Below are 26,165 nucleotides of genomic sequence, written 5' to 3'. Positions count from 1 at the left end.
CCTTATGTGGCATATTGCCAAGGTGGTCAGGTTAAGGAAAATGGAGTCCTGAATATCCTTTTAACAAAAAAAGTTCTAAAAATTCTAACTAAAAATCTCTATCAATTACTTAAGATATGAGTATTTATCCATTTCTTTAATCATAGAGGTTGATAGGGATTCAGTTTTAGTTTTTGAATTAGAAAATTGAATTATGTTTAACCTACTTATGGAGATCGCTTTGATTAATCTGATTTTTGTGGTGACACTAGCCACTGGAAACAGATGGACTAAGAAAATCTCCAAAAGCACATGAATGGTCTTAGAACGGATCAAGGGTCAATACCGTTTGTCGCAGCTCTTTGCATCAAAAGCCATTAGGTTGAATAGTACACGCATCCTTGACCTTACTCGATTTCCATAACGCTCTTCCAATTCCCCCGCATTCAAATTGGTCGTGGCATGGGTCTTCCTTATCTCATATACTAACAACTCGTACTTGGAAAGTAATACTTCTCCCATGACATTGCACGATTTACCAAAATGTACACCATCTTGTTCCACGCCCAAGTCATCAAAACATAACAACTATGTAGCCCCATAGTCATGTATATCCTTGTACCCAAGGTGATTGAATCCAAATACGATATTCCTGCAGGGAATCACTTGATAGGGTCTTCGATGTGGCAGAACCAATAAAACCAACTTAATCTATTATTTTCCAGATATTTAACTTGTTATTTCCAAAATAGGACATACCATGGGACATCTTCATATGATTTTTGGACCTTCAATAATCAAATGTAGGGGATTTTACTCTATTTAGATCAATCATAGGAAGATGAAATCAAACATAATGACAATATTAAACAAGTACATATTTCTATAAATACCATACCTATTTATATTTAGTGAAAGACATACAATCGTAGACTCACTTGAATATCTGCAGAATTTTGCTAATACCAAAAGGCACAACTAAAATACCTGACCAATTTTCAATAGTTTCAGCATCAGAAGTCTTCCTTTTAAAGTGTCCAGTTCAACGGGAGGAGGTTACTACATATAATAAATTCACTTATTCAATCAAGCAGGTAGTCAATTTCAAGAACTATGACAGAAACCCTTGAAAGCCGTTTTGTAACCTGATAGGGTATTTTTAATCCAAATAGTATGCAACATACTAACAATTCAATAAAAGGTTTCGTTTTTCCTTACCAATCACGACTTATAAAAAAAGAGAATATCAATCAAAATATAATTCATCTTTTTATTCAAAAACCTTTTGGGTTAAAATTTATCGCAGGACAAGCTATGGATATAAGTATTGACCTACCAGGCTTTGAACTCGAGGTTGCTCCTTTCACCATCATAAGTTCCGAAGGTAATCATTGTTTAGAATTTATCATCAAGGTCCAGCCCCATAAACATAGTTTGACCTATCAATTGTCATTACTAGGGCCTGGAGCTATTATCCAGTTGAGCCAACCATGGGACACCTTTAAGTATAGGGGACAGGGTATTTTTTTTGCTGCGGGAACCGGAATAATCCCATTTGTGCCGATTATAGAGAAAATAAACGAAAAAACTGAGGGGTTCAAGTATGAACACACCTTGGTCTATGCCTGTGACCACCAAGAGAACATTTTGTTTGAAAAAAAACTTAAAGCAACTTTTGGTAATAATTTTTTAAAGTATATCAGTAGGTCGAAGCACAAGGAACCTTTATCTCAGCGAATCAATTGCAGTTTTCTCAAACGAAAGATTACGAAAAATGAGCAGTACTTTTATGTCTGCGGCCCCAAATCCTTTGAATATGACATTAAAAACTATTTAGTTTCCATGGGAATTGAAAGATATCGAATCCAAACTGGGTACAAGTTTGGACAATCAGAGCCCGTTATTTCAAATATTGCAATATCTGTATAGTATGAACAACAATACCACCAAGGACAGCAACTACCCACAAGATCTTATTTTGGAAGAAACCAAAGAACAACGTGAGTTCATGGAAAAAATTGTTTTGGATTTTGGACATAAATTTATCCATAATTTGGAACAGGATAAGGTTTACCATGGCCATCCCGATGTTCATGGTGACCAATTGCATGAGTTCGAAATTGATGCACATACGCAGAGCTTGGAGGAGTTATTGGACACCTTCGATAGAAATGTGTTGAAAACAGGGTTAAATCCCGCCTCGGGCGGCCATCTGGGGTATATACCCGGAGGTGGTCTTTACAGTTCTGCACTGGGAGATTTCCTTGCTGCACTAACCAACAGATATGCCGGTGTGTTCTATGCTTCACCAGGGGCGGTCAAAATGGAAAATGCCTTGATAAAATGGGCAGGAGAATTGATTGGATATGACCAAGGGTTTGGAGGCAATTTAACCTCAGGGGGGAGTATCGCCAACCTCATAGCACTTACATGCGCCAGACACCATGGTAAAACACTTTTCAATGAAATGAGCAAAAGTATAATTTATTGCTCGCCACAAGCCCACCACAGTATCTTCAAGGCCATACAAATTATAGGTATGGATAGCTATGCAATACATAAGATCCCTCTTGACAATGCTTTTAAGCTCTCGGTTGCCCATTTAGAGCAACAAATTGAAGTTGATCTCAAGGCCGGCCTCAATCCTTTTTTGGTAATCGCCAATGCGGGGTCTACAGATGTGGGCGCTATAGATCCAATTGAACAAGTAAGTGCAATATGTAAGAAACATTCCATCTGGTTCCATGTGGATGCGGCATATGGCGGTTTTTTTGCGTTGACTAAAACAGGAAGGGACAAACTTAAAGGACTACAGCACGCAGATTCCATAATTTTAGATCCACATAAGGGACTTTTTCTACCTTATGGATCAGGTATTGTATTGGTAAAGAAATTAAAACACCTGACAAACACTTTTAAATTTGATGCCAGTTATATGCAAGACAGCTACAAAATGGACAGAATCTCACCTGCCGATATGTCCCCTGAGCTAAGCAAGCATTTTAGGGGTCTACGAATGTGGTTACCCTTAAAACTTTATGGTCCTCAAGCATTTGCAAATTACTTGGACGAAAAATTGGTTTTGACCAGCTATCTATATACCGCTTTATTGAAACTAAATTTTCATGTTGTCTGTGAACCTGAACTCACCGTAGTGGCTTTTAGATATGAGGCCAACATTCATGAATTGGGCGAAATAAACAGAATCAACAAATTCATTTTGAAAACTCTTCTCGATGATGGCCGCATCTTTCTTTCGTCCACCATGATTGACGATAAATTCACCCTTCGTGCCGCCTTATTATCATTCAGAACACATAAAAATCATATAGACCTCCTTTTAGATCTACTTGCAAACAGTTTGGATACGTATTCCAAACGTTCATAGCTATATACGATATCGCGTTTGTTTGTATAGGGACACACTTGCCAATATAACAATGACGGCTATGGAGTAATATAAAAAGCTGGGCGTTACTATATTGTCACCTTGTGCATAGGAATGTAGCCCCGATAAATAGAAATTGACCCCAAAATATGTCATTAAAATGGCATAAAAACCTAATACTCCCATCAATGAGAATATCCATTTTCCCCTTAGTCCGGGAACCAATCGCATATGTATAATAAAGGCATAGACCAAAATACTGATCAATGCCCAGGTTTCTTTTGGATCCCAAGCCCAGTACCTTCCCCAACTTTCGTTGGCCCATTGTCCTCCCAAAAAATTACCAATGGTCAGCATGACCAAACCTATGGTCAATGACATTTCCGTGAGCAACACCAGTTTTTTAATGACCTTCCGCATATAGACCTGGTTGGTCTTTTGGACCAAAGACATCAACAGCAAGGCCAAAACACTTAAAACCATTCCCAACGTAAAAGGGCCGTAACTGGCAACTATGATGGCTACATGAATCATCAACCAATACGAATTGAGCACAGGTTGTAGGTTAGCTATTGCCGGGTCCAGCCAATTCCAATGGGCAACCATTAATATCATGGCATTTACAAATGCAGTGGCAGCCAATGCAAGATCAAATTTTCTTCCGAGTATGATACCAAAGAGCATTGTGGCCCAACTGATATAGATTATGGACTCATAGGCATCGCTCCAGGGGGCATGTCCTGAAACATACCATCTTGCCAACAAGCCCAAAGTATGCAAGGCAAAACACAAATATATCCCCACCCGTGGAATCCACATTGACAACTCAAAGGAATTATTTCTCTTAAAGAGCCCAATGACAGACATAGTCAACAATAGCATACCAAGTACCAGGTACCACGAAAACAAATTTTTGAATATATCATATTTGTTATAGCGAATCTCCCAATTAATTTTTGAACGTTCAGGAATGATATCATGGCCAAACTTGTTTTGGTATTTTTCTATTTGCCCCAACAAACCATAAGACTTACCGAAATCTCCTTTTCCATGTCCTATTTCCTCGGAAAAAGTATTAAAATAAAGCGGAAATATGTTGGCAACAAACAAGGAATCCTTTCTCTGCAAATCATGTTTCGATAAATGCAAAGTTGAAATCCAAGTGTTGTTTTTATCATTTGGGACAGGGAATATCCTTAAATCATTCCCATTGAGGGCATTATACAACAGGTTTACCCTTCGGTCAACTTCGATAAAGTCTTTTTCAAATTGGTTGGGAACAATGGCCTTGTACGCTACGGCCACTTGTTCTTGAAGTTTATAGTTTCCTTTCTTATCAAAGAACTTTGCCAGAGGGACCCGTTTCATACCTTTAGGAGTTTCCAAGATAACACGAAGACTATCATTTCCACTTTTTATGTAGACCAAGGGCATATTGATCCAAATATCCGGAAATTGTAGCATTGACAAAACTGCTTGGTTGGCATTTAAATCCTTATACCGGTCATCCTTGCTAATTTTTCGCAGTAGCTCAGAGGCGTAGGTGTCCATGGGTTTCATCCTTCCATTGACATCCTGTATGACCAATTGGGCAAATTTTTGTGCATGTGCATCGGGAACTTTATAATAAGTCACAATGGAGTCCAATTTATTCAAGACCATGGGGTCTATGGGATCTATTTCTTGCTGGCCAAATCCATGGAACGCAGATAGCAGTAATACAACCAGTATAGCCGATTTTGAACTGGAATTGAGTTTTTTCAACTGTTTGATGATATACCCAAACCTTGAATTTTTACTGAACAATATGGCCAAAAGACCCAAATACAATAAAAAATACCCTATATATGTAACCTGTGTACCCCAGTTATCATGATTCACCGATAAGATGGTACCTCTTTCATCGGGATGGAAAGATGACTGAAAAAACCGATATCCCTTATAATCCAAAACATGGTTCATGTAAATTTCCGCATCCATATCCATAGAGTCATCCAGCACCCTTACCTTGCTTTCAAATGCGGCATAACTATTTGTCGTACCAGGGTATTTCTTTGCAATAAACTTGTGTAGTTTTATTTTAAAAGGGAGCAGGTGGGTCTTACTTCCGTAAGAAAATGAATATGAAATTCCATCTAAAATGAGTTGGGTAGGATTACCGACTTTTCCTCTCTTTCCAAATATGATCACTCGCCGGGACCTACCATCAATGGTCAGTGTGAGAACCAGGGCATGGGGTCCACTGGATTGCTTAATATCGGTTCCATCGGTAAGTAGTGACAACTTTCCCCTTTTGGCTGGTTCGGGCACAACGAACTTTAGTTCACCAAAATCATAAAGTGCTTTGAACTTTATAGGTTCCCTATATCCCGCAGTTATTTGTGTTTCATTGCCAGATAACATCTGCAGTACCTTACCTGGCAATGGTGCATCCAACCATAATTTGTTAGCCACCATTGAAAAATTATAGGAACCCGATTGTGGGTTGTTGAACGTATAACGATTATGTCCACAATGCAGTATTTCCCCTTCCTTGATATAATGGTCATGCCGCTCCCCATCATGGGTCTCCACTATCTTGATATGTTGAGCATCCCCATAACTCGGAGAAAAACTCCATTGGGCATTTTCTATAAAGTTGTCATATGCTATGCCAATATTTTTTCCATTAAACTCTGTTTGTATGGCAAATGGGTTGAAGCCGGCGGTTGCTTCCGACAACAATACCTGTTTTTCTATTTGCTGTGTATGCTTTATTCCATCCTCCTTCACGTCCATTCGAAGCTGCAGATATGTTTCATCTGAAATAACTTTATTGGAGGAACTTCCCTCTCGAATGGACATTAAACCGGTAAAACCGTAATATCGTGTTATGAAGGCACCCATTATGATAATGACAAATGCCAAATGAATCACAAGCGTAGGCCACTTAGACCTCCTATTCAAAGAATATTTGCGAATATTGAATAAAAAATTGAACACGAACAATACCATCATCCCCTCGAACCACCAGGTATCGTATATATAAATCCTAGCCACGTCAATTGAAAATGAATTCTCAATAAAGGTTCCAATGGCCATGCTGAGCGCAAATGCAATAAAGAGTATGGCCATAAGGCGTGTTGAACCTATAACTTCTATAAGTCTACGGTATATCATTTTACTACTTAAAATTCATATGTTCAGGAAATGATCCTTCAGTTGATAAAAGACAATTCAACCAGCATTATGGATGAATCAATTACTTCGCTTCATCCAGAGAGACGAACGATTAATCCGGATCCCTTCCCCCTTACAACTCTTGTTATAAATGGTTACAACAATAAATAAGAAAATGGTCGTGAACCTAAAAATATTGGCATACCAACCACCCAATGCATCGGTATCCACTGAAAACAAGGTCCAGCTCAAATTCATCAATGCATGTGCAAATATGGGGACCCATAGGTTGTTGTTCCATTCGATATACAGCCACGAAAATATTACAGACCCCAAAAAAGTGACACCAAAGATTCCCAACGCCGTAAGTGGATCATTACTTTGATACAAATGCAAGAGACCAAATAGCAATGCCCCCAAGAAAACAGCGGGTATAAAACCAAGTTTTGTATACCTAAATAGCTGACCAAATAAAAAGCCCCTATAAAAAAGTTCTTCAAAAAACCCGGCTGCCACCACCGATATCAGGATACTGTTCAAAGTCACTTCGGAATCAAGTTCGTACAACAACCAAAACCCGAGAAACATAGGTGCAGTACAAAGCACTGAAAATATCATAGCTTTTCCTATGTTGCCATCCAATCCAAGATATTTATGGAAATGCCAATTACCATGAATGGCCCAAATCCCTATTAAAATTGGGATACTTGAGAAGGTATAAGCAATGATATGGCTAGTCCCGCTCTGTCCCAATAGTTCGTTTATAGCTGCACGGAACTGACCAAAGAACAGTGCATCCAGCACCCAATAGAGCACAAAGAAACCAATGGTCAAAACAATAATATGGCGTCCCCGTTTCATACGTTTCCTTTATTATCTCCCAACAAGATATCAATGGACAGACTTGTTGAATCACAGAGTGAGCAAAAAAACAAAAAGGGCATACTTCCAATCATAACTCAGTGTTTTACTAAAAACCAACTTCATCAACCTTTATCTTCTTAAAAAGTTTTATCTAAGAATCAGTCAAAACCCCATTGATCTATACTCAATGAGGTATTTGACGTGAAACAACTAAACATCAATCAAACCTTGGTTCAATTTCAATTTAACCAACCAACCAATAATTAAATAGACTTTAAATATTCTTCTAGGTCGTTTTTATCATCCTGTGAGAGCTGTAGATCCAAATGCCCATCATAATGTTCGATAACATCAGCTAAGGATGCAAATCTTCCATCATGATAAAAACCTCCTTTCATTCGTGCGAACAGACCTCTTAATGGGGTCGTTCTATACATACCTGTCGGTGACCTATTGGCCTCAAAATCATCGATTCCTATTTCTTCCGCAGTATGCAAATTAAACCCTGCATCGGTAAATATGGGTGCAATGTGACAAGTAGCACATTGCGCTACCCCATTAAACAGGTCCTCACCCCTCATTGCCGCCTCTTGGTCAAAACTGCCCTCCGGTGGTGTTGGGGCATCCAATGACAACTGATAGGCCTGTAAGGCCGGCAATTTACCTGTTATGAGGTCTGGCGAGTTGACCACATTGCCAAAATTATTCTCAGAAGCTATCGGAAATTTAATGGGATCGTTAAGTCTCTCATCTGTAAAGTTACCCTGCCCGTGCATTTCCAAATTTGCGACAAAGGCATTCCAGTATACCATATCCCCCCAACCAGTGTAAGTCGCCAGGTTAACGCCTTGAAGACCATAAGCTGCAGGCAGTAAATTGGCGGCAATGGATCCATCAGGTCGGGTTGCAACCCCATCAATAAACAATCCAGCATTGAATTTTCCTGGACCCCAACCATTTAAGACCGTATTGACCGTTGGAACATCAACATGTAAGAGATCTGCTAAAAATTGTGCATTATCGGTCAATGAGACAATGACCCCTACATTCAAGTCCCTATTGGGGTGACCGTCCAATCGTTTCCCAATACCATCACTAAATGAGTTGTCCACAGTCGAATGACAGAGTGCACAGGTAATCCCAATGGATGACAAATCACCTTCATCATCGAAATTACCTTTAATTCCAACTACTGAATTCAATCGTAAAAGTTCCACAGTAGTTGCTGGATCGTTCAAATCGATTTCCCCTGCCTGTATTAGATCAACAACTTCAACCGGCAATGCTTCGGCATCGACCTTAAGCCCAACCGCCAAAGCAGTTACGGGGCTTACACCGTCACCATACCCTCCATTGTCCGCTCCAAGGATGGCCTTGTCCAAGTGAAGCACATCGCTCCAAAATGCTTCATCCCCAAATGTATCGTACCTAAACACATCTTTTCCTTCCGCTACCAATACAGGGTCTAAATGCAAGGTATCAATCGTGGTCTCAATAATGGTATCTGTAACTGTTTCAGTAATCGTTTCTGTAATGGTTTCTGTCTTTGTACAGCTGGATACCCAAATAAGTATCGCAACCAGTATTGGTAAGTTATAAATTAAGTATTTCTTCATGGTAGTTTAAATTAGATTGTAATAAGGTTCATTGAACCGATTTGTTTAAAGTTTCAAATTGGTTGAATTTTAATTTTCCTTTTCAAAAATTACTTTATATCAATAGCTCCTTTCATTGTCTTGTGCAGATTGCAGAAATATTGTTCGTCTTTAGTGATAACTTTGCTCCAAGTCTCATTTTGATTAAAAGGTGACGATGTCCATTCCTTATTCTTTTCATCAGTCACATCATGTTGATAAAAATCTTTGTTTATCCATTCAACAGTGTCCCCTTTCTTTACGGTAAGATGATCTGGTATGAACTTCATCCTAAATATCTTTACGGTATGTTTAGTAGGAGGCTCGGTATTTCCAGAATAATTGTTGTACGCCCATATCTCCATAAATAATGTAAAGAGTACAATTGCGGATACCGTTATTTTTGCAACGAATGGTTTCATTAGTGGGATTTAATATTTTTCTGCACCATTTCTGCATGTCCCAAATGCGCTTCCAAGGCAGGAACCACATCGCTTAGTAATTGTTTTAACTCATCATTTTCAGTCTCTGGAATTAGTACACTATTGATTGCGTTAATCACTGCTTTATGATAGGTCACTTCATTATTGATATATGCCATATCAAATTGCCGTTTGGATGTTCGTTTAAGTTTCTTTATGGTTTCTTGCGCATCTTTTAACAAGGATTGACTAACGACATTGTCCTTGGGGTCGACTCCCAATTTTTTCACCAATGCTGCAGCTTGACCAATGACCGCCTTATGATCATTGACCATTCGATTGGCAAATTCACGTATTTCCTTGTTATCTGATTTTTTTAGAGCAATTTGGGCATAATCAATATCAATTTGGTTCGCAACAACAGCCACGGATGCCACTTCAGTATCTTCCAATTGTGTCCCCTGCCCGTAGGAACAAATACTTATTGTTGCAATCATCAAAAGACTTAAAATATTTTTCATCGTTTATGTTTTAAATGTTTATACCTGTTTGATGCATCATATCAAATACGGTTACAAATTATTTTGGGTAAAAGAGCACATGAATTCATTTCTAACCTTTTTACTTTTGAACTTGCCCAAATAAGTTCCTGTTTTTGTATAACTATTATAATCTTTGATACCTCGTGATGCCACACAAAGATGATCGGCCTGCACATAAACAGCCACATCCTTGGTTTCCAATAATTCCGCTAGCGTTTGGGCAATTTCAACAGTAAGCTTTTCCTGTACTTGAGGTTTTTTACTAATAAACTCCACCACTCTGTTTATTTTGGATAGACCGATAACCTTTTTATTGGGAAAATAAGCCACATTAACCTTTCCTATAAAGGGTACAAAATGATGTTCACAATAGGAATAAAGGGTTATGTCATTTACAATGACCATTTCATCAAATCCGTAATTGTTATCAAAAAATGATACGTCCGGAAATTGGGATGCGTCCAATCCCACAAACAATTCCTCGAGGTACATCTTTGCAACTCTTTTCGGGGTTCCCTTAAGACTGGGATCATTTAAATCAAGTCCCAATACTTCCATGATCTTTCCAAAATGATGGGCTATTTTTAATGATTTCTCACTTATTCTACATTGCTGACAATCAAATTCATTACAATCCCCTTGGTCCGCCTTTACCTTTACCTCACATGGCTTCGTATTACTTATTTCCATATAGTACTTAATATCCTATTTGAATTTTATCCTGGTGTACGCCAAGGGTTATTAAATAATCTTTGATTTTATCCGAAAAACTTTCTGGTCCGCATACATAGAAATACTGCTCCATATCAACTATCCTTATACTCAAGTACTTTCTGTCTATTCTTCCCTGGGAATATCCTATGATGCTTTGTTCACTGAGGATATTGTAAAAATGCTGTCCCAACAAACCCTCCAGTTCATCCTTTAAAATGATGTCCTTCTCACACTTGTTGGCATAAATCAGTTTATGTCCAATGGTACCGCCGTCCTTTTTTAATTGTTCTAACATGGGGATGAAAGGAGTAATGCCCGAACCTGCAGCAATAAAGGTTCCCTTACCATGGTACTGGTACGAATCCCATGGGTCGCTTATACATAGTACATCCCCTTCATTCTTCTTGGAGATCGCATAGGTAAATCCCATTTTTTTGGGGTAGATCTTGATGATGAGTTCCAAATATTTTGAATCAGTTAGATTGGTCAATGTAAAAGGCGCTGTTTTTTTAATCGATCCATCAATATCCAATTCAACTTCCACAGCCTGGCCAATGGAATGTTCAAAACCTCCTGGTCGTTCCAATCTGAAACGGATCACATTGTGGATCAACCACTCTTTTTTTACAATACCTACATTATGAAACATAGTTTATGATTATTTTTGATTTATAACAAGCTGACATCCAACACTTATGTGTCTTTTTTTAGCACGCCATTGATTGTTGGACCTATACAAGGAACACTCCTTGGCATTCTTTAGATGACAAATTCTTTCTTCGGTTACATTTTTGTAACCCATAGGTGAAAATTGCATCTAATTGACAGAATCAATGTAAAAACCGATATCGTGAGGTCTATTCAAAACAATTACACACAGACGGGTAAGTCGTTACCCGATTACTTGGTTGTGCAAAAAGTCCTAGAGGGGCAAACAGAGCTATTTGAAATTTTAATGAGAAGGCACAATGAGTTGTTGTTCCGTACTATACGTAGTTATTACAGCGAGGATTCAGATGTTGAAGATATCATGCAAGATGCCTATATCAAAGCTTATGAAAAGTTGTATCAATTTAAGAACAAATCTGCATTTTCCACGTGGTTGGTACGGATTGGGATCAACGAGGCATTGCAGCGAAAGCGAAAACAAAAATATCGAAGGACTACAGATATAACCCAAGAATCAGGTATACTTCAAATTGCAGACACTTCAATCATGAACCCAGAAAACAATACCATTTATAAAGAATCAACAGCTTTTATAGAAAAAGCAGTGGATACATTACCTCCTAAATACAAGATTATTTTTTTGTTGCGGGAAGTAGAGGGCATGGAAATCTCAGAAATATCGGCCAGCCTCGATTTAACCATCAGTAACGTAAAGGTTAGATTGTTCAGGGCACGTAATATGATTAAGGATAACATATTCAAAACAACCAACACCACGAATATATTCGAATTTGGCAATCATAAATGTGATCGTCTTGTGGAAGTGGTTCTTAAAAGAATACAGGGTAAAAAGTTAGACTGACCCACTCCACGAAGGCTATAGAAAAACAAATGATATCATAATTTTTGTAACCCTACCCTAGCATCTGTATCTAAAACATACATAAAAACAATAAAGATTATGATACATTCCAATGTACAAAAAGTGCAAAATTTATTAAAATATACTTTTGGAATTGTTCCAATCGTAGCTGGACTGGATAAGTTCACAAACCTATTGACCGATTGGTCCCAATATATGTCAACAAGCCTTATAGACATGCTACCTTTGGATATTGGGCTTTTTATGGGTGTTATCGGAATAGTGGAAATCATTGCAGGAATAATTGTCTTGGTCCGCCCATTTATCGGAGGTTTTATTGTTGCATCATGGCTCAGCCTTATTGCATTGATTCTTATTATCAGTGGAAGTCATTTTGATGTTGCAGTGAGGGATTTGGTAATGGCTATTGCTGCCTTCTCCATGGTTAAATTATATGAGAACAGTTAGTAATATTCAACAGTTTACTCATAATGAGTTTTACAAGGCCATGTTATTATTAAGACATGGCTTTTTTAATGGAACATACCTCCTATTTATGTTCATTGGTTGAATACGATAAACTGGAAATCTTGAACCGTATAATTTAAGACATTTTTGTCCTTTATTATTTTTAATATTATATTTGATTCGATTTTAAGAGTCAGGTAGCGATAAAACAAGAGGTGTGCTTTTTTCTATCCATGGAAATCAATACAACAGTTGTTCGAAACCACTGAATCTCTCATTGAGGTGACAATTATGGCCCCGAATAAAACAATAGAAATCCTTGAAAACAAATAGATGGTTACAACCATTTTAAAAATATCCAATGAATATCACAAAAAAATGTACCACAACCATACTGAAAAACCATGAAAAATAAGGGCAACTATAGCGATGATAGCAGCTGTCGGATATTTCAAATGACAACCGACCATTAAAAAATTTATCTATAAATCGGACAATTTTATCTTAATTAAGACATAATGGATTCCTTCCAATTTTTATCATTAACCCTTGACTTTTCAACTATTCCCATAATAGTACAAAATACTCAGATCAATTCGGACAATTGGATAGCAAACCCAGGCATCATTGGCACCCTGATATTGATTTTTATAATACTATTTGTCGCAGTGTTCATTCTAATGGCCAAACTCAACTCCTATGTCAATTTGATCAAGGAAAGACAAATTGAAAAGAAAAATTTGGCATTCAATGAAGAATTACTTTCCCTACAAGAGAACGATATTGATGATATTCTCCATCAACGAAAACGAGGATTGAAGTATCGTCTAAAAGGAACAGAACTTGGAAGTGACCAAAACGCCCTGGATGAAAAAGGATTGATAGAATGGGCCACCCACGAACCGGAAAACCCCTTGTTCGATGAAAAGAAAAAGACACTTTTAGGCCTCGAGACGTCCCTTGCGCTCAAAAAAGTTGTCACCTATTACTTAGGTGCCTCGATCTTCTGGTTAGTATTTGGAACATTAGTGGGCCAGTATGTTGGAATGAAATTTATGTGGCCAGAAATGGATCATTTTGCTTGGCTTTCCTTTGGAAGGTTGCGCCCTGTACATACCAACGCAGTATTTTGGGGTTGGGCTTCCTTGGCAATGATAGGTCTGGCCTATTTTGTTGTCGCCCGCACCTCCAATACAAAAATCCATAGTTACCAAAGCGCATGGTGGACCTGGCGCCTGATCAACATTTCTGTACTTTTGGGTACGCTATCCTTAATGTCCGGAATCAATAACGGTGGTGGTGAGTACAGGGAATACACTTGGCCGGTAATGTCCATTTTCGTCATTGGTCTTATCCTTACATTTTGGAATTTTTACAAAACAATTGCCTCTCGTAAAATAAAGGACATCTATGTATCCAATTGGTACATACTGGCTGCATTGATCTGGACAACGGTATTGGCCATAATCGGATACATGCCCTTTTTCTCGAATGGGCTGGGCGAAACCATTATTCAGGGCTATTATATGCACCAAGGCGTGGGTATGTGGTTCATGACATTTACCTTGGGATTGATCTATTACTACCTGCCATCCTCACTGAACAAGCCCATTTACTCCTATTCGCTTGGAGTATTGGCTTTTTGGACTCAAATGTTGTTCTATACCATGATCGGTACCCACCATTTCGTATTCAGTCCCCTTCCATGGTGGTTGCAAACAACAGCCATCGTCTTTAGTGCAGGCATGTTCATTCCCGTCGTTGCGGGTACGACCAATTTTTTGATGACCATGAGGGGAAGCTGGAGCCATATATCAAAGAGTTATGTCCTACCCTTCTTTTTGGTCGGGGTCGTCTTTTATTTTGTTGGTTCCACCCAAGGGAGCGTACAAGCTTTCAGGTTCACTAATTATGTTTGGCATTTCACTGATTTCAATGTGGCCCATTCACACATGACGATGTATGGCATCATTACCTTTATCCTCTGGGCCTGCATCTACACCATTTTACCAAAACTTACCGGTAAGGAGCCACCACAGGCCCTGGTAGGGGCACATTTTTGGATGGCCTTTATAGGGCTATTCGCTTACATGATATCCTTAATGGTAGGCGGAACCTATAAAGGTTTGAGTTGGATCGAGGGTAATGCTTTCCTCAATTCCGTCATATTGATGAAACCGTATTGGTTATGGCGTGCTATAGGTGGATCGTTGATGTTCACCTCGCATTTGATCTTTGCCTACAACTTTTACATCATGGTTTCCAAAAGAAAGTCAGTTGAACCAATTCATGTTTCCAGTGGGGAACATGTGAACAATTAAGCTTAAAATTATGTTCGATTTTCATAAAAATCATAAAGTACTGGTGATAACGGCCCTGGTCGGGTTTGTCACCCTCAGCTTCATTGTGGCAGTGTTTCCTGCCTATCAAATGCAGAACGTACAACCATTGCCCCAGCAACCGGAGATGGCGCAGAATGAAAGAGAAGGCCTAAACATCTACATTCGAGAAGGGTGTGTCGCCTGTCATACCCAACAGGTTCGCAATATAGAAATGGATAATATATGGGGAGACCGTCCTTCCATACCGTCCGATTATTTTTATAGCAAGAAACGCATGGGAATTTGGAGGCAATCCCCTTCCCTTTTGGGCAGCGAGCGGACCGGACCCGACCTGACCAATATCGGAAAGCGACAGCCCAGTATTGATTGGCACCTGCTCCATTTATACAACCCACGTTCGGTTGTTGCCCCTTCGATCATGCCCTCCTACCCTTGGTTGTTCGACATCGTTGACACTACTTCCATAAAAGAAGACGACAAGGTCGTCAATCTACCAGATGCCTTTGCACCGTCCCCTGGTAAGACCATAGTAGCCAAAAAGGAAGCTTTGCAATTGGTCGCCTATCTTAAATCATTACAACAAACCACCCTTCCCGATGGCCGGGAGGAAAAATTCATTCCCGCCATAGAACCAAAGCAAATGGCCGGTTCAAAGGACATCGACAATAGCTCCTCCCTTAACGGGGAACAATTATACCTACAGACCTGTGCCGTATGCCACCAAGACAATGGCAAGGGAGTGGCCGGTGCCTTTCCCCCTTTGGAAGGAAGCGATATCGTCAACGATAAGAACCCCGAACTGATGATCAAGATTATCTTGCAAGGTTATGATGCCCGTTCCGAATTTGCGACAATGCAAGCCTTTGCCGATCAACTTTCCGATGCGGAGATTGCGGCCATTGCAACCCATGAACGGATCAGTTGGGGCAATACCGGTTCGGCCGTTACGGAAGAAGAGGTTCGCAAAATACGAGAATATATAACCCAAGATCTAAACCCCTAGGAAATGAAACGATTGATTCCGATATATTGTATACTTTTTGGGCTTGGTCAACAGTTTGTCATAGCCTGTGACCTTTGTAAAAAAAACCAGCCCAAAGGATTTGAAAACATTACACACGGGCAAGGCCCAACAGGCAATATGGATTATATCATAACGTGGTCCGCCATAATCCTGGTCATTATCACCTTATTTTTTAGCATTAAGTTCTTGGTAAGACCCAGGGAGAACAACCCTGAACATATCAAGCATATCGTATGGGATCAAAATCTAAGAGAGCATGGAGGACAATAGGATCATTAAAGTCTATTTGGATCAAGAAACCAGACCTTTCGCTGAATTCTCCCCTCCGGTGAAATTTGTTTTGGATACTACCAAGATACCCGATGGAAAGCACAGTTTGCGCATTGTGGCCCGTTCATCCAATAACGTGGAAGGGATAAAGACCATACCATTTGAGGTGCGCAATGGCCCGGAGATAGCCGTTGTGGGCCTTAAAGACAACGAAGTGGTCGATACCCAAGTTCCCATTACCATAAATGCCTACGGTAGTGAAACAAACGATTCATTTGTTATCCGCGGGTCTGAAACCCCAAAGGCCATACCGGCATGGGTATGGGCACTATTGATCCTTTTTATTGGTTTTGCGCTTTTTTATGCGATCATGTACTGGAACTCTGAACTCTATACATCTTTTTTCTAATGAAACGTGACTTACAGCCCGCAGATGATATTGAACTTCTTGTTGACACCTTTTACGGTAAGGTTCATAACAATGATTTTTGGGGGGGCATTTTCAACGAAGCCCCTCAGGAGGAGTGGCCCGTACATTTGAACAAAATGTACAATTTCTGGCATACAGTATTGTTGGATGATCCATTATATTTTGAGAACCCGTTTTTACCACACGTAGACCTTCCAAATGGAAAACACTATTTTGATCATTGGTTAACATTGTTCCATAGCATCTTGGACCAGCTCTTTGAAGGTGAAAAAACTAAAGAAACCAAAAGACAGGTGAACAGAATGACCGAAATGTTCCACCATACCATTATGGCCTTCCCGAAAAATAATAAAACGACATGGAGATGAGGACTTCTGTAAAATTTCCGTTTGCCCTGCCCGTTACCTTTCTTTGGATTGGTTTTATCGGGGCCATTAGTTTTATGGAAGCATGGCTAAAGTTCCAGGCGCCGGGGATTACGATACCCTTAGGATTGGGTATTGGCCAGCTGGTGTTCAGTGCCCTGAACAAAGTGGAATGGGTATTTGCATTGGTCATACTTGGAAACTTTATACTGTGGAAAGATCATTATTCCCTATCTAGGAACAAGCTTTATCCCATGGTTTTGACCCTATTGATTCTTCAGACCCTCTGGTTGTTGCCGGCCCTAAATTCGCGAGTGGAACTACTTCTTCAGGGACAGAAAGTCGAAAACTCATATCTGCACCTTTATTATGTAGGTATGGAACTTATCAAAGTAATTAGTCTTTTCCTATTGGCTATCAAACTTTTAAAAAAATAAATATGTCCAATACTATTGATCAAATCATCAAAAAGTACCAAGAATTGGGGGAAAACCCGGAAACATATCTGGAAGGACTCCTACATGCCGACCCCATCACGTATTGGGACTATGTCGAAGTGGATACCCTACTCAGCTTACAAAAGCCACGCACCCCATTTAAGGATGAAGTCATCTTTATCATGTACCATCAGGTTACCGAGCTCTTATTGAAATTGATAAGACATGAATTGGAACAGCTTGTGGACGGGGATATTATCGATAAGAACCAAGTAACCGTAAAAATTGGACGGTGTATACGGTATACCGAAATGCTCATCAGTTCTTTTGATATCATGAAAGATGGCATGGACCCTGGGGAATATCAAAAATTCCGTAAGACCCTTACCCCCGCCAGTGGTTTTCAGAGCGCCCAATTCCGATATATTGAGATCCTGTGCACTCCATTGGAAAATCTTATAAATGAAGAGGGCAGACAAAGGCTCCCTCAAAACCCGTCGGTTGAGGAATATGTTGACCATATCTATTGGAAAGATGCAGGGTATGATCGTTCTACTGGAAAAAAGACCCTGACCCTCCAGAGGTTTGAGGAAAAATATCTAGAGGATTTCATCACTTTGGCCAAAAAAGTACAGGGGCTCACCCTAGGGGACAAGATTAGCCAAATGGGGGACCGGTCAAGCTTGCTGGTGCAAACCCTCAAGAAATTCGATTATCTCTATAATGTGGAATGGCCTATGGTACATTTAAGAACGGCTGCTCATTATTTGGAGGAAAAAAATGGTCAAATAGCTGCTACCGGAGGTTCCAAGTGGAAAAAGTATTTGCACCCAAGCCACCAACAGCGCAAATTCTTCCCAGCGCTGTGGACTGAAATAGAAAAAGAACAATGGGGAGAACCAAAGACAATTGATCATGGAAACAAAGAGCAGACCACAAGTACATATTATAGTCGAAGGCAAGACCTATAAAGCCTTGGAAGTGATAGGGTATCCGGGTACCGTAATGCCTCATCACTATAGTACCGGGGAAGCGGTAATTATGGTCAAAAAAGGAAAAGCGCTTTTAAAAATGTGTGATGACGAACATAAGCTCGAAATGGGCAGTGTGTACATCATCCCAGCAAAAAAGGAACATTCGCTCACCATATTGGGGGAGTTTGAGGCGGTGGTCATAATGGCTATAGATTCAGCCATCCAGTTTATTTGATCCTAGCCAACTCTTGAACAAGGATCATGATTGATGTATGTAACTATATACGTTGGACAGCAGAGGAATCCATTAGTATAATAATCGATAAAAACAGAAAAATATGAAACGTAAAGCAAATGCCGTTTGGAGCGGCTCCTTGATGGAAGGGGAAGGAACCATCACAACACAAAGCAAGGTGTTGGAGAACAATAAATATTGCTTCAACTCTCGGTTTGGAGAAGGAAAATCCACTAATCCCGATGAATTGCTTGCCGCTGCCCATGCTGGATGTTTTGCCATGGCCCTGAGTCTTTTTCTCAGCGAAGTCGGGGTAACGGCAAAATCCTTGAATGTCACCAACGAAATCACACTGGATGTAGACTCCTTGGAACTCACCAAGTCACATTTGACTCTAAAAGCCCTAATTCCAGGCATTGATCAAGAGACTTTTTTAGATTGTGCTCATAAGGCCAAAGATAACTGTCCAGTAAGTAAAGCCCTGGATTTGGAAATAATCCTGGATGCAGAATTACTATAATTCCATCCCTAATTGTAAAAGTAAAAAGTAATGAAAACAGAAAAAGAATTGGCAAAGAGAAAAGCCGGCCTCGCTCCAGAACAGATAGATGCTTGGCGCAAGTTCAGTCGCTCGGTCTTTAAAGCTGGGGTTTTGGATGAAAAGACAAAGCAGCTCATAGCGGTAGCGGTGGCACATGTTACACAGTGTCCATGGTGCATCAAGGCACATACTCCCCTAGCCCTGCGCAAGGGAGCTAGCAAGGAGGAAATTATGGAGGCCATTTGGGTGGCCGCTGAAATGCGGGCAGGTGCCGCCTATTCCCATGCCAGTATTGCCATGGAAGCAATGGAAAAGGATGATTGAAGCCTTGTGTATATGAAAGAAAGATTGGATATACTCAAATCAAACCCTTTGGCTTTAAGAGGGCTATTGGACATGGAGCGATGCGCTTCCAAATCCAATCTCAAACCCTCGCTATGTGAACTGGTGCGACTGAGAGCATCACAAATCAATGGTTGTACCCTCCACCGGGACGTTCATTTCAAGAATGCCTTGGCCATGGGGGAAAATGAACAGCGTTTGGAAGCTCTGGACAAGTGGAAAGCCTCATCATTGTTTTCGGAAAGGGAAAGGGCAGCTTTGGCATGGACCGAGGCGCTGACCATGATATCTAAAAAAGGAATTTCAGATGAACTGTACAAAACCACTCGGGGGTACTTCTCGGAAGAAGACCTTGTGGCATTGACACTCTACATCATTGCCATCAATGGATGGAACCGTCTGTCCCAAAGTTTCCTCGTGGTTTACGAACAATATCAACAAGAAGTAATATAAGGTCATGGAACTCAAAAATAAAATCGCAGTGGTCACCGGAGCTGGCAAGGGTCTGGGGAGGGCAATTTCAACCTCCCTTGTTAAGAAAGGGGCACTGGTTTATGGGTTGGCCAGGCACCCAGAAGACCTAGCTTCCCTTCAAAACATAGTAAGCAGTAGTTTTATCCCGGTACTACTGGATGTTTCCAATCGGGAACTTGTAATGGAATGGACGACAGATACTTTTTTAGAAGTACGATCACCAGATATCCTCATCAACAATGCAGGTGCAGGGTATTTTTCGAAAATTGATGAATTGCCCTGGGAGAAATGGGACGAAATGATTGGAACCAACCTCAATGGCCTATTCTATATGACCGCTACATTGGTCCCTTTGATGAAAAAGCAAAAAGGGACATGCCATATCATCAACATAGGTTCTATTCTCGGAAAGACCTCAAGACAGGAAGCTACGGCCTATTGTATGACTAAATATGGCATACAAGGTTTCAGCGAGGCCCTGTTCAAGGAACTGCGACCCCACAACATCAGGGTAAGTTGTATAAATCCGGGGTCCATTGCCACCAGGTTCTTCGAAGACTCCGGTATCCATCCCCACGACAACATGATACTACCCCAAGACCTTGCGGATATAGTGGTCCATGTTCTCGAAACACCCAATACCCTGTTGATCGATGAACTGACCGTACGCACGATGTTTAACAAGAGGTCGACTCAAAAATGACCAAAACACCTATACAAGAATGTCGAAAATAAAGGTAAAAAGAATATATGAAACGCCTTCCGATAGGGATGGATACCGCATTCTAATTGACCGTCTTTGGCCCAGGGGAGTATCAAAAAGCAAAGCGGAAATCGATAGCTGGAACAAAGAGATCGCGCCTTCGGAACACTTGAGAAAATGGTTTGGCCATGACCCTAAAAAATTTGTAGCGTTCGAAAAAAGATATAGGGAAGAACTAGAAAACAAACAAGAGGAACTGAATACTATTTGCAAACGTGCCAAGACTCAACATATAACATTGCTTTATGCTGCAAAAGACATCAAACACAACCATGCACTGGTACTGAAATACATATTGGAAAGTAGGCTATACTTTTGATCTAGTATCTTTTTTTAATGAGGCCCATTTTTGCCTAGTCGATATTATGTTCCCATAAAAATGCCTAATAATGAGGTGTCCATTCCTTGCAATGGAAACCGTGCGTTCCCACAATTCTTAAGCGAACTGAACTCCTTATAAACTGTCCAAGTCAAGAAAGTCGCATACTAATTATAGCATGCCAAGGACCACAAACATGTCTTAAACTTCTTAAAATTTGTAACCCAAACTGTTTTATGACATCCAATCTACCAGTAACAACATCACCATTATCAGAAATATATAGGTAGCATTCGGTATTAAAACTCAAAATAATCGATTGTTTCAATCAACCACAACCAGAACGAAAGCTATTCATGCCATTTCAGATGTTGTTTGAATTCATCAATTATAGAAAAGCTTTGATTCAATCAAAGGTTTATAAAAAACATAAAACACCCCAAAAAGAAGCGGGAGACAAGACTTTTAAAATAGAGCTTCTTTATGTCAGGGGGCATCGGCAAAATAAATACAAATTTCATGTGCAACGGCAAGCGTACCTATATCAACAATCATGGCAACAATTATTCGATAATCCAAAAAATTGTTTTTGGTCACCTCATTCGTTGCCAATTAAAACAGAAAAGCCTGGACGGATGTCCCGATTCCCATCCTCCAAAACCAGACACACAACCTGTCATCGAGGAGCCGCGAAAACCATGATGACAAGACCTGTATTTATCCATAAACCTAACCTACCCGTGACCTTTGTCTTCGATAAATTGAATCGACATAGCACTTTGGGGGTTTCCCGGAACGAAGATCGTTGAAAGATGTACTTTATTCTAATCATATAGGACCGATCATGAAATGTCAGGTACCACTTTTTTTAATACTGCTTTACCTCATTGGTTTGGCACGACCTATAGTACCTTTGATCAATTTTGCTGTAAACCAGGATTATATAGCCAATTTTCTTTGTATTAATTCGGATAAACCAGAATTGGAATGTAATGGAAAATGCTATTTGATGAAGAAGTTACAGTATCAAAAAGATCATGGGGATCAACAGGACAGTTTTCCTGAAATCAATATCTATGAGTTCCCCATAGGATTGATGGTCATTACATATATCACTTCAACTATCATCTTTACCATGGAAAACAAAACCTTTTTTGGACATACCGAAAATTACTTCTATCTCTATAGTTTTTCGGATTTTCATCCGCCGAGCGTTCTCCTTTAACATTGCGCTACAACAAAAATAGACGATACCCTCCTTATCAACAGATAGGGATATGCCTTCTACTTGTTATTGTCAACATAATCCAATTACTTAACAATAAGATAAATGAAACAAATATTATTTGTCCTTGTCACCTTATTGACAGGGGCGGTCGGAAACGCCCAAACCATATACCAAGGATGGGTGACCGACCAAAATCTAGTTCCACTCATGGGCGTGGACATCGTATCCGTTTCGGATAAATCCATGGGTACCATAACGAATATGGATGGCTATTTTAGCATAGCCCTTGACAATCCCAAGGTAACAGTTAGCCATGTGGGTTTCCAGACAAAGGTGCTATTGTTAAGCGATGGAACCAATCCAATTATCCTCCAAGAGCAGAATACAAGTTTGATCGAGGTGGTGGTCACTGGGAATCGGGAAAATCAAAAGCGATCTGAGGTACCCGCGGCAATCAATGTTATCGGTACCAAGGATTTGGCGGAGACAAAAGCTTTTGGCATCGACCAGATCGTCAACCAGGTTCCAGGGGTATTTATGATGACTTCTCGCACTGCTAGCAATGAGCAGCACATGATGTCTGTCCGATCTCCCATTTCCACCAAAGCACTTTTTTTATACTTGGAAGATGGTCTGCCAATACGCCCGACTTCCGTTTTTAACCACAATGCCCTATTGGAAATGAACGACCTGTCCTATGAGAGAATCGAAGTCCTCAAGGGGCCAGCTTCGAGCATTTATGGAAGTGAATCCATTGGGGGAAGTTTTAATTTTATTACCAAGAAACCTACGCAGTACTTCAGTGGAAATTTGGGGATACAGGGAAACGACCTCGGTCTTCTGCGCTATGACCTTGAACTTTCCGACTCACCCAACAACAATTTGGGCTTTTATCTGGGTACCCAATATGTACAGCGTAGTAATGGGCCCATTCAACATAGTGATTATGAAAAAATGGCCTTGACCTTCAAAACCGTATTGGATATCTCCAATGGCCTAAAATGGACAAATGTCCTGGACCTCGTCGATTACCGTTCTGATATGACAGGATCCCTCAGTGAAGAAGATTATTCATCTGAAAATTTCGAGAGCGACCAAACCTTTACGGACCGGGAAGCTCTGGCGTTTCGTATTCGGAGTACTCTGGAGACCCGTTGGAATTTTCGCAACAAGACTTCGTTCAACCTTGTTTTTAGAAACAACCGGATGGACCAGATTCCCTCCTACCGCATTGCGCAGTTCAGGGAACAGGGTATACTCACGGGTCTTGGTTCAGGAGAAATCAACTCCAACCATTACAAGAGTTATATGGCCTTGATCCAACACAAAACAGATTTTGGGTTGCTAGATTCCAAAATGGTATTCGGGGGGACCATCGATTATTCCCCTCAGGACTATATAGCGGAAGCTACGTCAGTGACCGTGGATACGGAGACTGGAAGAAATAGTGATTTTACAGTACAGCATGGAAATTATATCCTGAACTACGAAGCCGCTATCCTTAACTATGCAGGTTTTGCCCAGTACGAATTCATACCCATGAGAAAAATGAAGATGACAGCCGCGATCCGTTACGACCGCTTTCAATACGATTATAGAAATCTAGCCATCGGGGTCGGTCCGGACGATTCCAAGGACACCTATGATAATTTTGCACCCAAATTGGGATTGAACTATAATTTTGGGACACAATCTGGAATCTATGCGAACTATTCTCAAGGTTTTTCCCCACCACAGGTATCGACACTGTACCGTAACCGGAACGTTCTTATGGATATTAGGCCCAGCATCTACGACAACTATGAAATCGGTGGGTATTTAAGCTTGTCGGAGCGAATAAAACTTGATGTATCCCTATACCTACTTAATGGAAAGAACACGCTAATCAGCATTAGGGACGTAGATGATACCATCATCAATACAAATGCAGGACGGACAAGGTCATATGGTCTTGAATATGGACTAAGGTTCACCCCTACCCAAAAATGGACACTGTCGCACAGTGGCAGCTATGCACGACACAGATATCTTAGTTTTTTTGACGGTGGGTCCGATTATTCCGATACGGACAGGGAAACGGCCCCAAAGTTATTGGGAACTACCCGGTTGACCCATCGCCCATCGGACAAAATGAGTATTACCCTGGAGCATGAATTGGTGGGTCGCTACGCAACAAGTTTCGAAGGACAGGTGGACCATGGTGATGGCACTTTGGGTACTGCCACCTATAAGGGGCACAGTATTTTCAACTTACGTGCCACCTACCATTTTAAGCATGTCGAACTTTGGGGGCATGTGTTGAACGTTTTTGACGAACTGTATGCTGCCAGTGCAAGCTATAGTAGTTTCACAGGTCAGAACAGCTACTCTATAGGTAACCCTTTAGCTTTGCATGGAGGCATACGATACTTTTTTTAGAACGGATTGGGTGCTACCAGGGTGTAGCCAGGCGGAACCCCAAGATTTGGATACATGAAAAAAAACAGATTATTGAACCAATGGCTCTGGAGATGGCATTTTATTGCAGGACTCATAACGCTCCCCTTTATCCTTGTGCTTTCCATCACCGGGGGCATCTATCTTTTTAACCATGATTACGAAAAAAAGGTATATGAACCGATCAAGAAGATTGAGGCATCGGGGATTCCCATACCCTATCAACAGCAATGGGAGATGGCATGCAAGGAGCTATCCAAAAGTCCCAATGTCATGAAAGTACCATTGGAAAAGGACAGGGCCACGGAATTTGTATCCGGGAAATTTTCCCGGGAATCCAGCCTCTTCATCGATCCTTATAAGGGTAAGGTAACCGGTAAGATCAAAACCCAAGAAGGATCTATGTACAAGGTCCGAAAAATCCACGGTGAACTTCTTATGGGGCGTTTTGGTACTAAAATCGTTGAATTGGTGGCCAGCTGGCTCATTGTATTGATCATTACCGGTATCTATATATTTTGGCCTTCGTCCAAACAAGGATTATTGGCCTTAATCCTTCCCAGGACAAAAGCAGGTCGGCGTATTTTTTTCCGAGATCTTCATTCCATTATTGGATTTTGGATCTCTGGATTGTTGTTACTGGTCCTGGCCGGAGCATTTCCATGGACCGATATTGTGGGCAATAATTTTAAATGGATCCAGAAAGTGACCCATACCGGTTATCCCCCTACTTGGTCAGGAATTGGTCTGCAATCGGAAAAAATCAGTGGCAAAGTACTCTTGGATGATATCGTTGACATTGCAATAAGCCTGAATCTTCCGGGGGAGACCAACATCGAATTACCAAAGAATGAATCAAGTACATACAGTATATTCAACACGTATTACAAAGACCTTGGACGCCAGGTGAAATATCACTATGATCAATACAGTGGCGACCTAATTTTGAAACAGACATGGTCCGATGTAGGTGTGCTGATGCGGGGTAGGATGTGGCTCATGGCTTTCCACCAAGGCCAGTTTGGTCCATGGAATTGGTACTTGATGCTTTTCATAGCATTGGTGGTGGCGATTATGGCGATTGCTGCCCTTGTTTCCTATAGCCTACGAAAAAAGAGCGGGCAATGGGGAACGCCTAAGTTGCCAAAAAAAAATTGGCCCGGTCAATGGTGCAATAATTGCCATGACGGTTTTAGGCATAGTTTTTCCCTTGTTCGGAATGAGCCTCATTTTGATCTTATTAGGATTTCTGGTCCAAAGCAAGGTTAAAACTAGAACTTAGGA

Annotated in this window: 28 protein-coding genes and 1 pseudogene; 21 read left to right on the top strand and 8 right to left on the bottom strand. The window is 40.5% G+C overall.

All coding sequences use genetic code 11. The features are described from left to right. Positions 1-318: 318 nt before the first annotated feature. Positions 319-690: pseudogene (locus MWU56_RS00460) on the bottom strand (ATPase); the annotation flags it as partial. Positions 691-1,152: 462 nt separating this feature from the next. On the opposite strand from MWU56_RS00460, the gene MWU56_RS00455 reads away from it, so the two are divergent. Beyond that, complete coding sequence (locus MWU56_RS00455; protein WP_247041104.1) at positions 1,153-1,908, top strand: hypothetical protein; 756 nt, start codon at positions 1,153-1,155, stop codon at positions 1,906-1,908. 1 nt (position 1,909) lies between these two features. Beyond that, on the top strand, positions 1,910-3,367 hold the full coding sequence (locus MWU56_RS00450) for a pyridoxal phosphate-dependent decarboxylase family protein (RefSeq protein ID WP_247041102.1): 1,458 nt from the start codon (positions 1,910-1,912) through the stop codon (positions 3,365-3,367). Here the strand turns inward: MWU56_RS00450 and ccsA are convergent, their stop codons facing one another. From ccsA to MWU56_RS00415, 7 genes are all read right to left on the bottom strand, one after another. Beyond that, on the bottom strand, positions 3,368-6,481 hold the full coding sequence (gene ccsA / locus MWU56_RS00445) for a cytochrome c biogenesis protein (protein ID WP_247041100.1): 3,114 nt from the start codon (positions 6,479-6,481) through the stop codon (positions 3,368-3,370). A 123-nt stretch (positions 6,482-6,604) separates the two neighbouring features. After that, positions 6,605-7,387 carry a CPBP family intramembrane glutamic endopeptidase gene (locus MWU56_RS00440; protein WP_247041093.1) on the bottom strand — a complete coding sequence of 261 codons (783 nt, stop codon included), beginning with the start codon at positions 7,385-7,387 and terminating at the stop codon, positions 6,605-6,607. A gap of 266 nt (positions 7,388-7,653) precedes the next feature. Further along, on the bottom strand, positions 7,654-9,006 hold the full coding sequence (locus tag MWU56_RS00435; RefSeq protein ID WP_247041091.1) for a hypothetical protein: 1,353 nt from the start codon (positions 9,004-9,006) through the stop codon (positions 7,654-7,656). Between the two features lie 89 nt (positions 9,007-9,095). Next, on the bottom strand, positions 9,096-9,446 hold the full coding sequence (locus MWU56_RS00430; RefSeq protein WP_247041089.1) for a plastocyanin/azurin family copper-binding protein: 351 nt from the start codon (positions 9,444-9,446) through the stop codon (positions 9,096-9,098). Beyond that, positions 9,446-9,967 (bottom strand): DUF4142 domain-containing protein, encoded by a 522-nt coding sequence (locus MWU56_RS00425; RefSeq protein WP_247041088.1) that lies wholly within the window; start codon positions 9,965-9,967, stop codon positions 9,446-9,448. Before MWU56_RS00425 ends, MWU56_RS00430 begins: the two co-directional genes overlap by 1 nt. 51 nt (positions 9,968-10,018) lie before the next feature. Then, positions 10,019-10,678: a GTP cyclohydrolase I FolE gene (gene folE / locus MWU56_RS00420; RefSeq protein ID WP_247041087.1), complete on the bottom strand. Its 660-nt coding sequence runs from the start codon at positions 10,676-10,678 to the stop codon at positions 10,019-10,021. A 7-nt stretch (positions 10,679-10,685) separates the two neighbouring features. Further along, positions 10,686-11,351 carry an FAD-binding oxidoreductase gene (locus tag MWU56_RS00415; RefSeq protein ID WP_247041086.1) on the bottom strand — a complete coding sequence of 222 codons (666 nt, stop codon included), beginning with the start codon at positions 11,349-11,351 and terminating at the stop codon, positions 10,686-10,688. 201 nt (positions 11,352-11,552) lie between these two features. Here MWU56_RS00415 and MWU56_RS00410 point away from each other — a divergent pair, with 201 nt between their 5' ends. The 19 genes from MWU56_RS00410 (at position 11,553) to MWU56_RS00320 (ending at position 26,150) form a co-directional block, all read left to right on the top strand. After that, positions 11,553-12,233, top strand: a complete 681-nt coding sequence (locus MWU56_RS00410; protein WP_247041085.1) for an RNA polymerase sigma factor — start codon at positions 11,553-11,555, stop codon at positions 12,231-12,233. Between the two features lie 99 nt (positions 12,234-12,332). Beyond that, positions 12,333-12,701 (top strand): hypothetical protein, encoded by a 369-nt coding sequence (locus tag MWU56_RS00405; protein WP_247041083.1) that lies wholly within the window; start codon positions 12,333-12,335, stop codon positions 12,699-12,701. Between the two features lie 518 nt (positions 12,702-13,219). After that, positions 13,220-15,022: a cbb3-type cytochrome c oxidase subunit I gene (locus tag MWU56_RS00400; RefSeq protein WP_247041081.1), complete on the top strand. Its 1,803-nt coding sequence runs from the start codon at positions 13,220-13,222 to the stop codon at positions 15,020-15,022. A gap of 10 nt (positions 15,023-15,032) precedes the next feature. Then, entirely contained in the window at positions 15,033-16,046 is a 1,014-nt protein-coding gene (locus MWU56_RS00395; protein WP_247041080.1) for a cbb3-type cytochrome c oxidase subunit II, read from the top strand. A 3-nt stretch (positions 16,047-16,049) separates the two neighbouring features. Then, on the top strand, positions 16,050-16,337 hold the full coding sequence (locus MWU56_RS00390; RefSeq protein WP_247041079.1) for a hypothetical protein: 288 nt from the start codon (positions 16,050-16,052) through the stop codon (positions 16,335-16,337). Then, the gene (locus tag MWU56_RS00385) at positions 16,324-16,746 is read left to right on the top strand and encodes a cytochrome C (RefSeq protein WP_247041078.1); all 423 of its coding nucleotides are present in this window, start codon (positions 16,324-16,326) and stop codon (positions 16,744-16,746) included. The genes MWU56_RS00390 and MWU56_RS00385 overlap by 14 nt, the downstream gene beginning before the upstream one ends. Then, the gene (locus MWU56_RS00380; protein WP_247041077.1) at positions 16,746-17,135 is read left to right on the top strand and encodes a group III truncated hemoglobin; all 390 of its coding nucleotides are present in this window, start codon (positions 16,746-16,748) and stop codon (positions 17,133-17,135) included. Before MWU56_RS00385 ends, MWU56_RS00380 begins: the two co-directional genes overlap by 1 nt. Then, positions 17,132-17,569 (top strand): hypothetical protein, encoded by a 438-nt coding sequence (locus MWU56_RS00375; RefSeq protein ID WP_247041072.1) that lies wholly within the window; start codon positions 17,132-17,134, stop codon positions 17,567-17,569. Before MWU56_RS00380 ends, MWU56_RS00375 begins: the two co-directional genes overlap by 4 nt. Positions 17,570-17,571: 2 nt before the next feature. Then, on the top strand, positions 17,572-18,540 hold the full coding sequence (locus MWU56_RS00370) for a tryptophan 2,3-dioxygenase family protein (protein ID WP_247041071.1): 969 nt from the start codon (positions 17,572-17,574) through the stop codon (positions 18,538-18,540). Further along, positions 18,485-18,778, top strand: coding sequence for a cupin domain-containing protein (locus MWU56_RS00365; protein ID WP_247041070.1), 294 nt, complete (start codon positions 18,485-18,487; stop codon positions 18,776-18,778). The genes MWU56_RS00370 and MWU56_RS00365 overlap by 56 nt, the downstream gene beginning before the upstream one ends. Positions 18,779-18,881: 103 nt before the next feature. Beyond that, complete coding sequence (locus tag MWU56_RS00360) at positions 18,882-19,298, top strand: OsmC family protein (protein ID WP_247041069.1); 417 nt, start codon at positions 18,882-18,884, stop codon at positions 19,296-19,298. Positions 19,299-19,328: 30 nt separating this feature from the next. Further along, the gene (locus MWU56_RS00355; RefSeq protein ID WP_247041067.1) at positions 19,329-19,643 is read left to right on the top strand and encodes a carboxymuconolactone decarboxylase family protein; all 315 of its coding nucleotides are present in this window, start codon (positions 19,329-19,331) and stop codon (positions 19,641-19,643) included. 12 nt (positions 19,644-19,655) lie between these two features. Continuing rightward, positions 19,656-20,114, top strand: a complete 459-nt coding sequence (locus tag MWU56_RS00350; RefSeq protein ID WP_247041065.1) for a carboxymuconolactone decarboxylase family protein — start codon at positions 19,656-19,658, stop codon at positions 20,112-20,114. 4 nt (positions 20,115-20,118) lie between these two features. Then, complete coding sequence (locus MWU56_RS00345; RefSeq protein ID WP_247041063.1) at positions 20,119-20,838, top strand: SDR family oxidoreductase; 720 nt, start codon at positions 20,119-20,121, stop codon at positions 20,836-20,838. Between the two features lie 19 nt (positions 20,839-20,857). After that, entirely contained in the window at positions 20,858-21,217 is a 360-nt protein-coding gene (locus tag MWU56_RS00340) for a DUF488 domain-containing protein (RefSeq protein WP_247041061.1), read from the top strand. A 356-nt stretch (positions 21,218-21,573) separates the two neighbouring features. Continuing rightward, on the top strand, positions 21,574-22,026 hold the full coding sequence (locus MWU56_RS00335; protein ID WP_247041058.1) for a hypothetical protein: 453 nt from the start codon (positions 21,574-21,576) through the stop codon (positions 22,024-22,026). Between the two features lie 35 nt (positions 22,027-22,061). Further along, a complete protein-coding gene (locus MWU56_RS00330; protein WP_247041056.1) occupies positions 22,062-22,442 on the top strand; it encodes a hypothetical protein in 381 nt (126 codons plus the stop codon). A gap of 105 nt (positions 22,443-22,547) precedes the next feature. Next, positions 22,548-24,863: a TonB-dependent receptor gene (locus tag MWU56_RS00325; RefSeq protein WP_247041054.1), complete on the top strand. Its 2,316-nt coding sequence runs from the start codon at positions 22,548-22,550 to the stop codon at positions 24,861-24,863. Positions 24,864-24,917: 54 nt separating this feature from the next. After that, positions 24,918-26,150 (top strand): PepSY-associated TM helix domain-containing protein, encoded by a 1,233-nt coding sequence (locus tag MWU56_RS00320; RefSeq protein ID WP_247041052.1) that lies wholly within the window; start codon positions 24,918-24,920, stop codon positions 26,148-26,150. Positions 26,151-26,165: the final 15 nt, after the last annotated feature.

The organism is Allomuricauda sp. F6463D, from assembly GCF_023015965.1.
Classification (GTDB): Bacteria; Bacteroidota; Bacteroidia; order Flavobacteriales; family Flavobacteriaceae; genus Flagellimonas.
The sequence above is the reverse complement of the archived record's forward strand: the minus strand, read 5'-3'. Positions and strand labels throughout refer to the sequence as shown.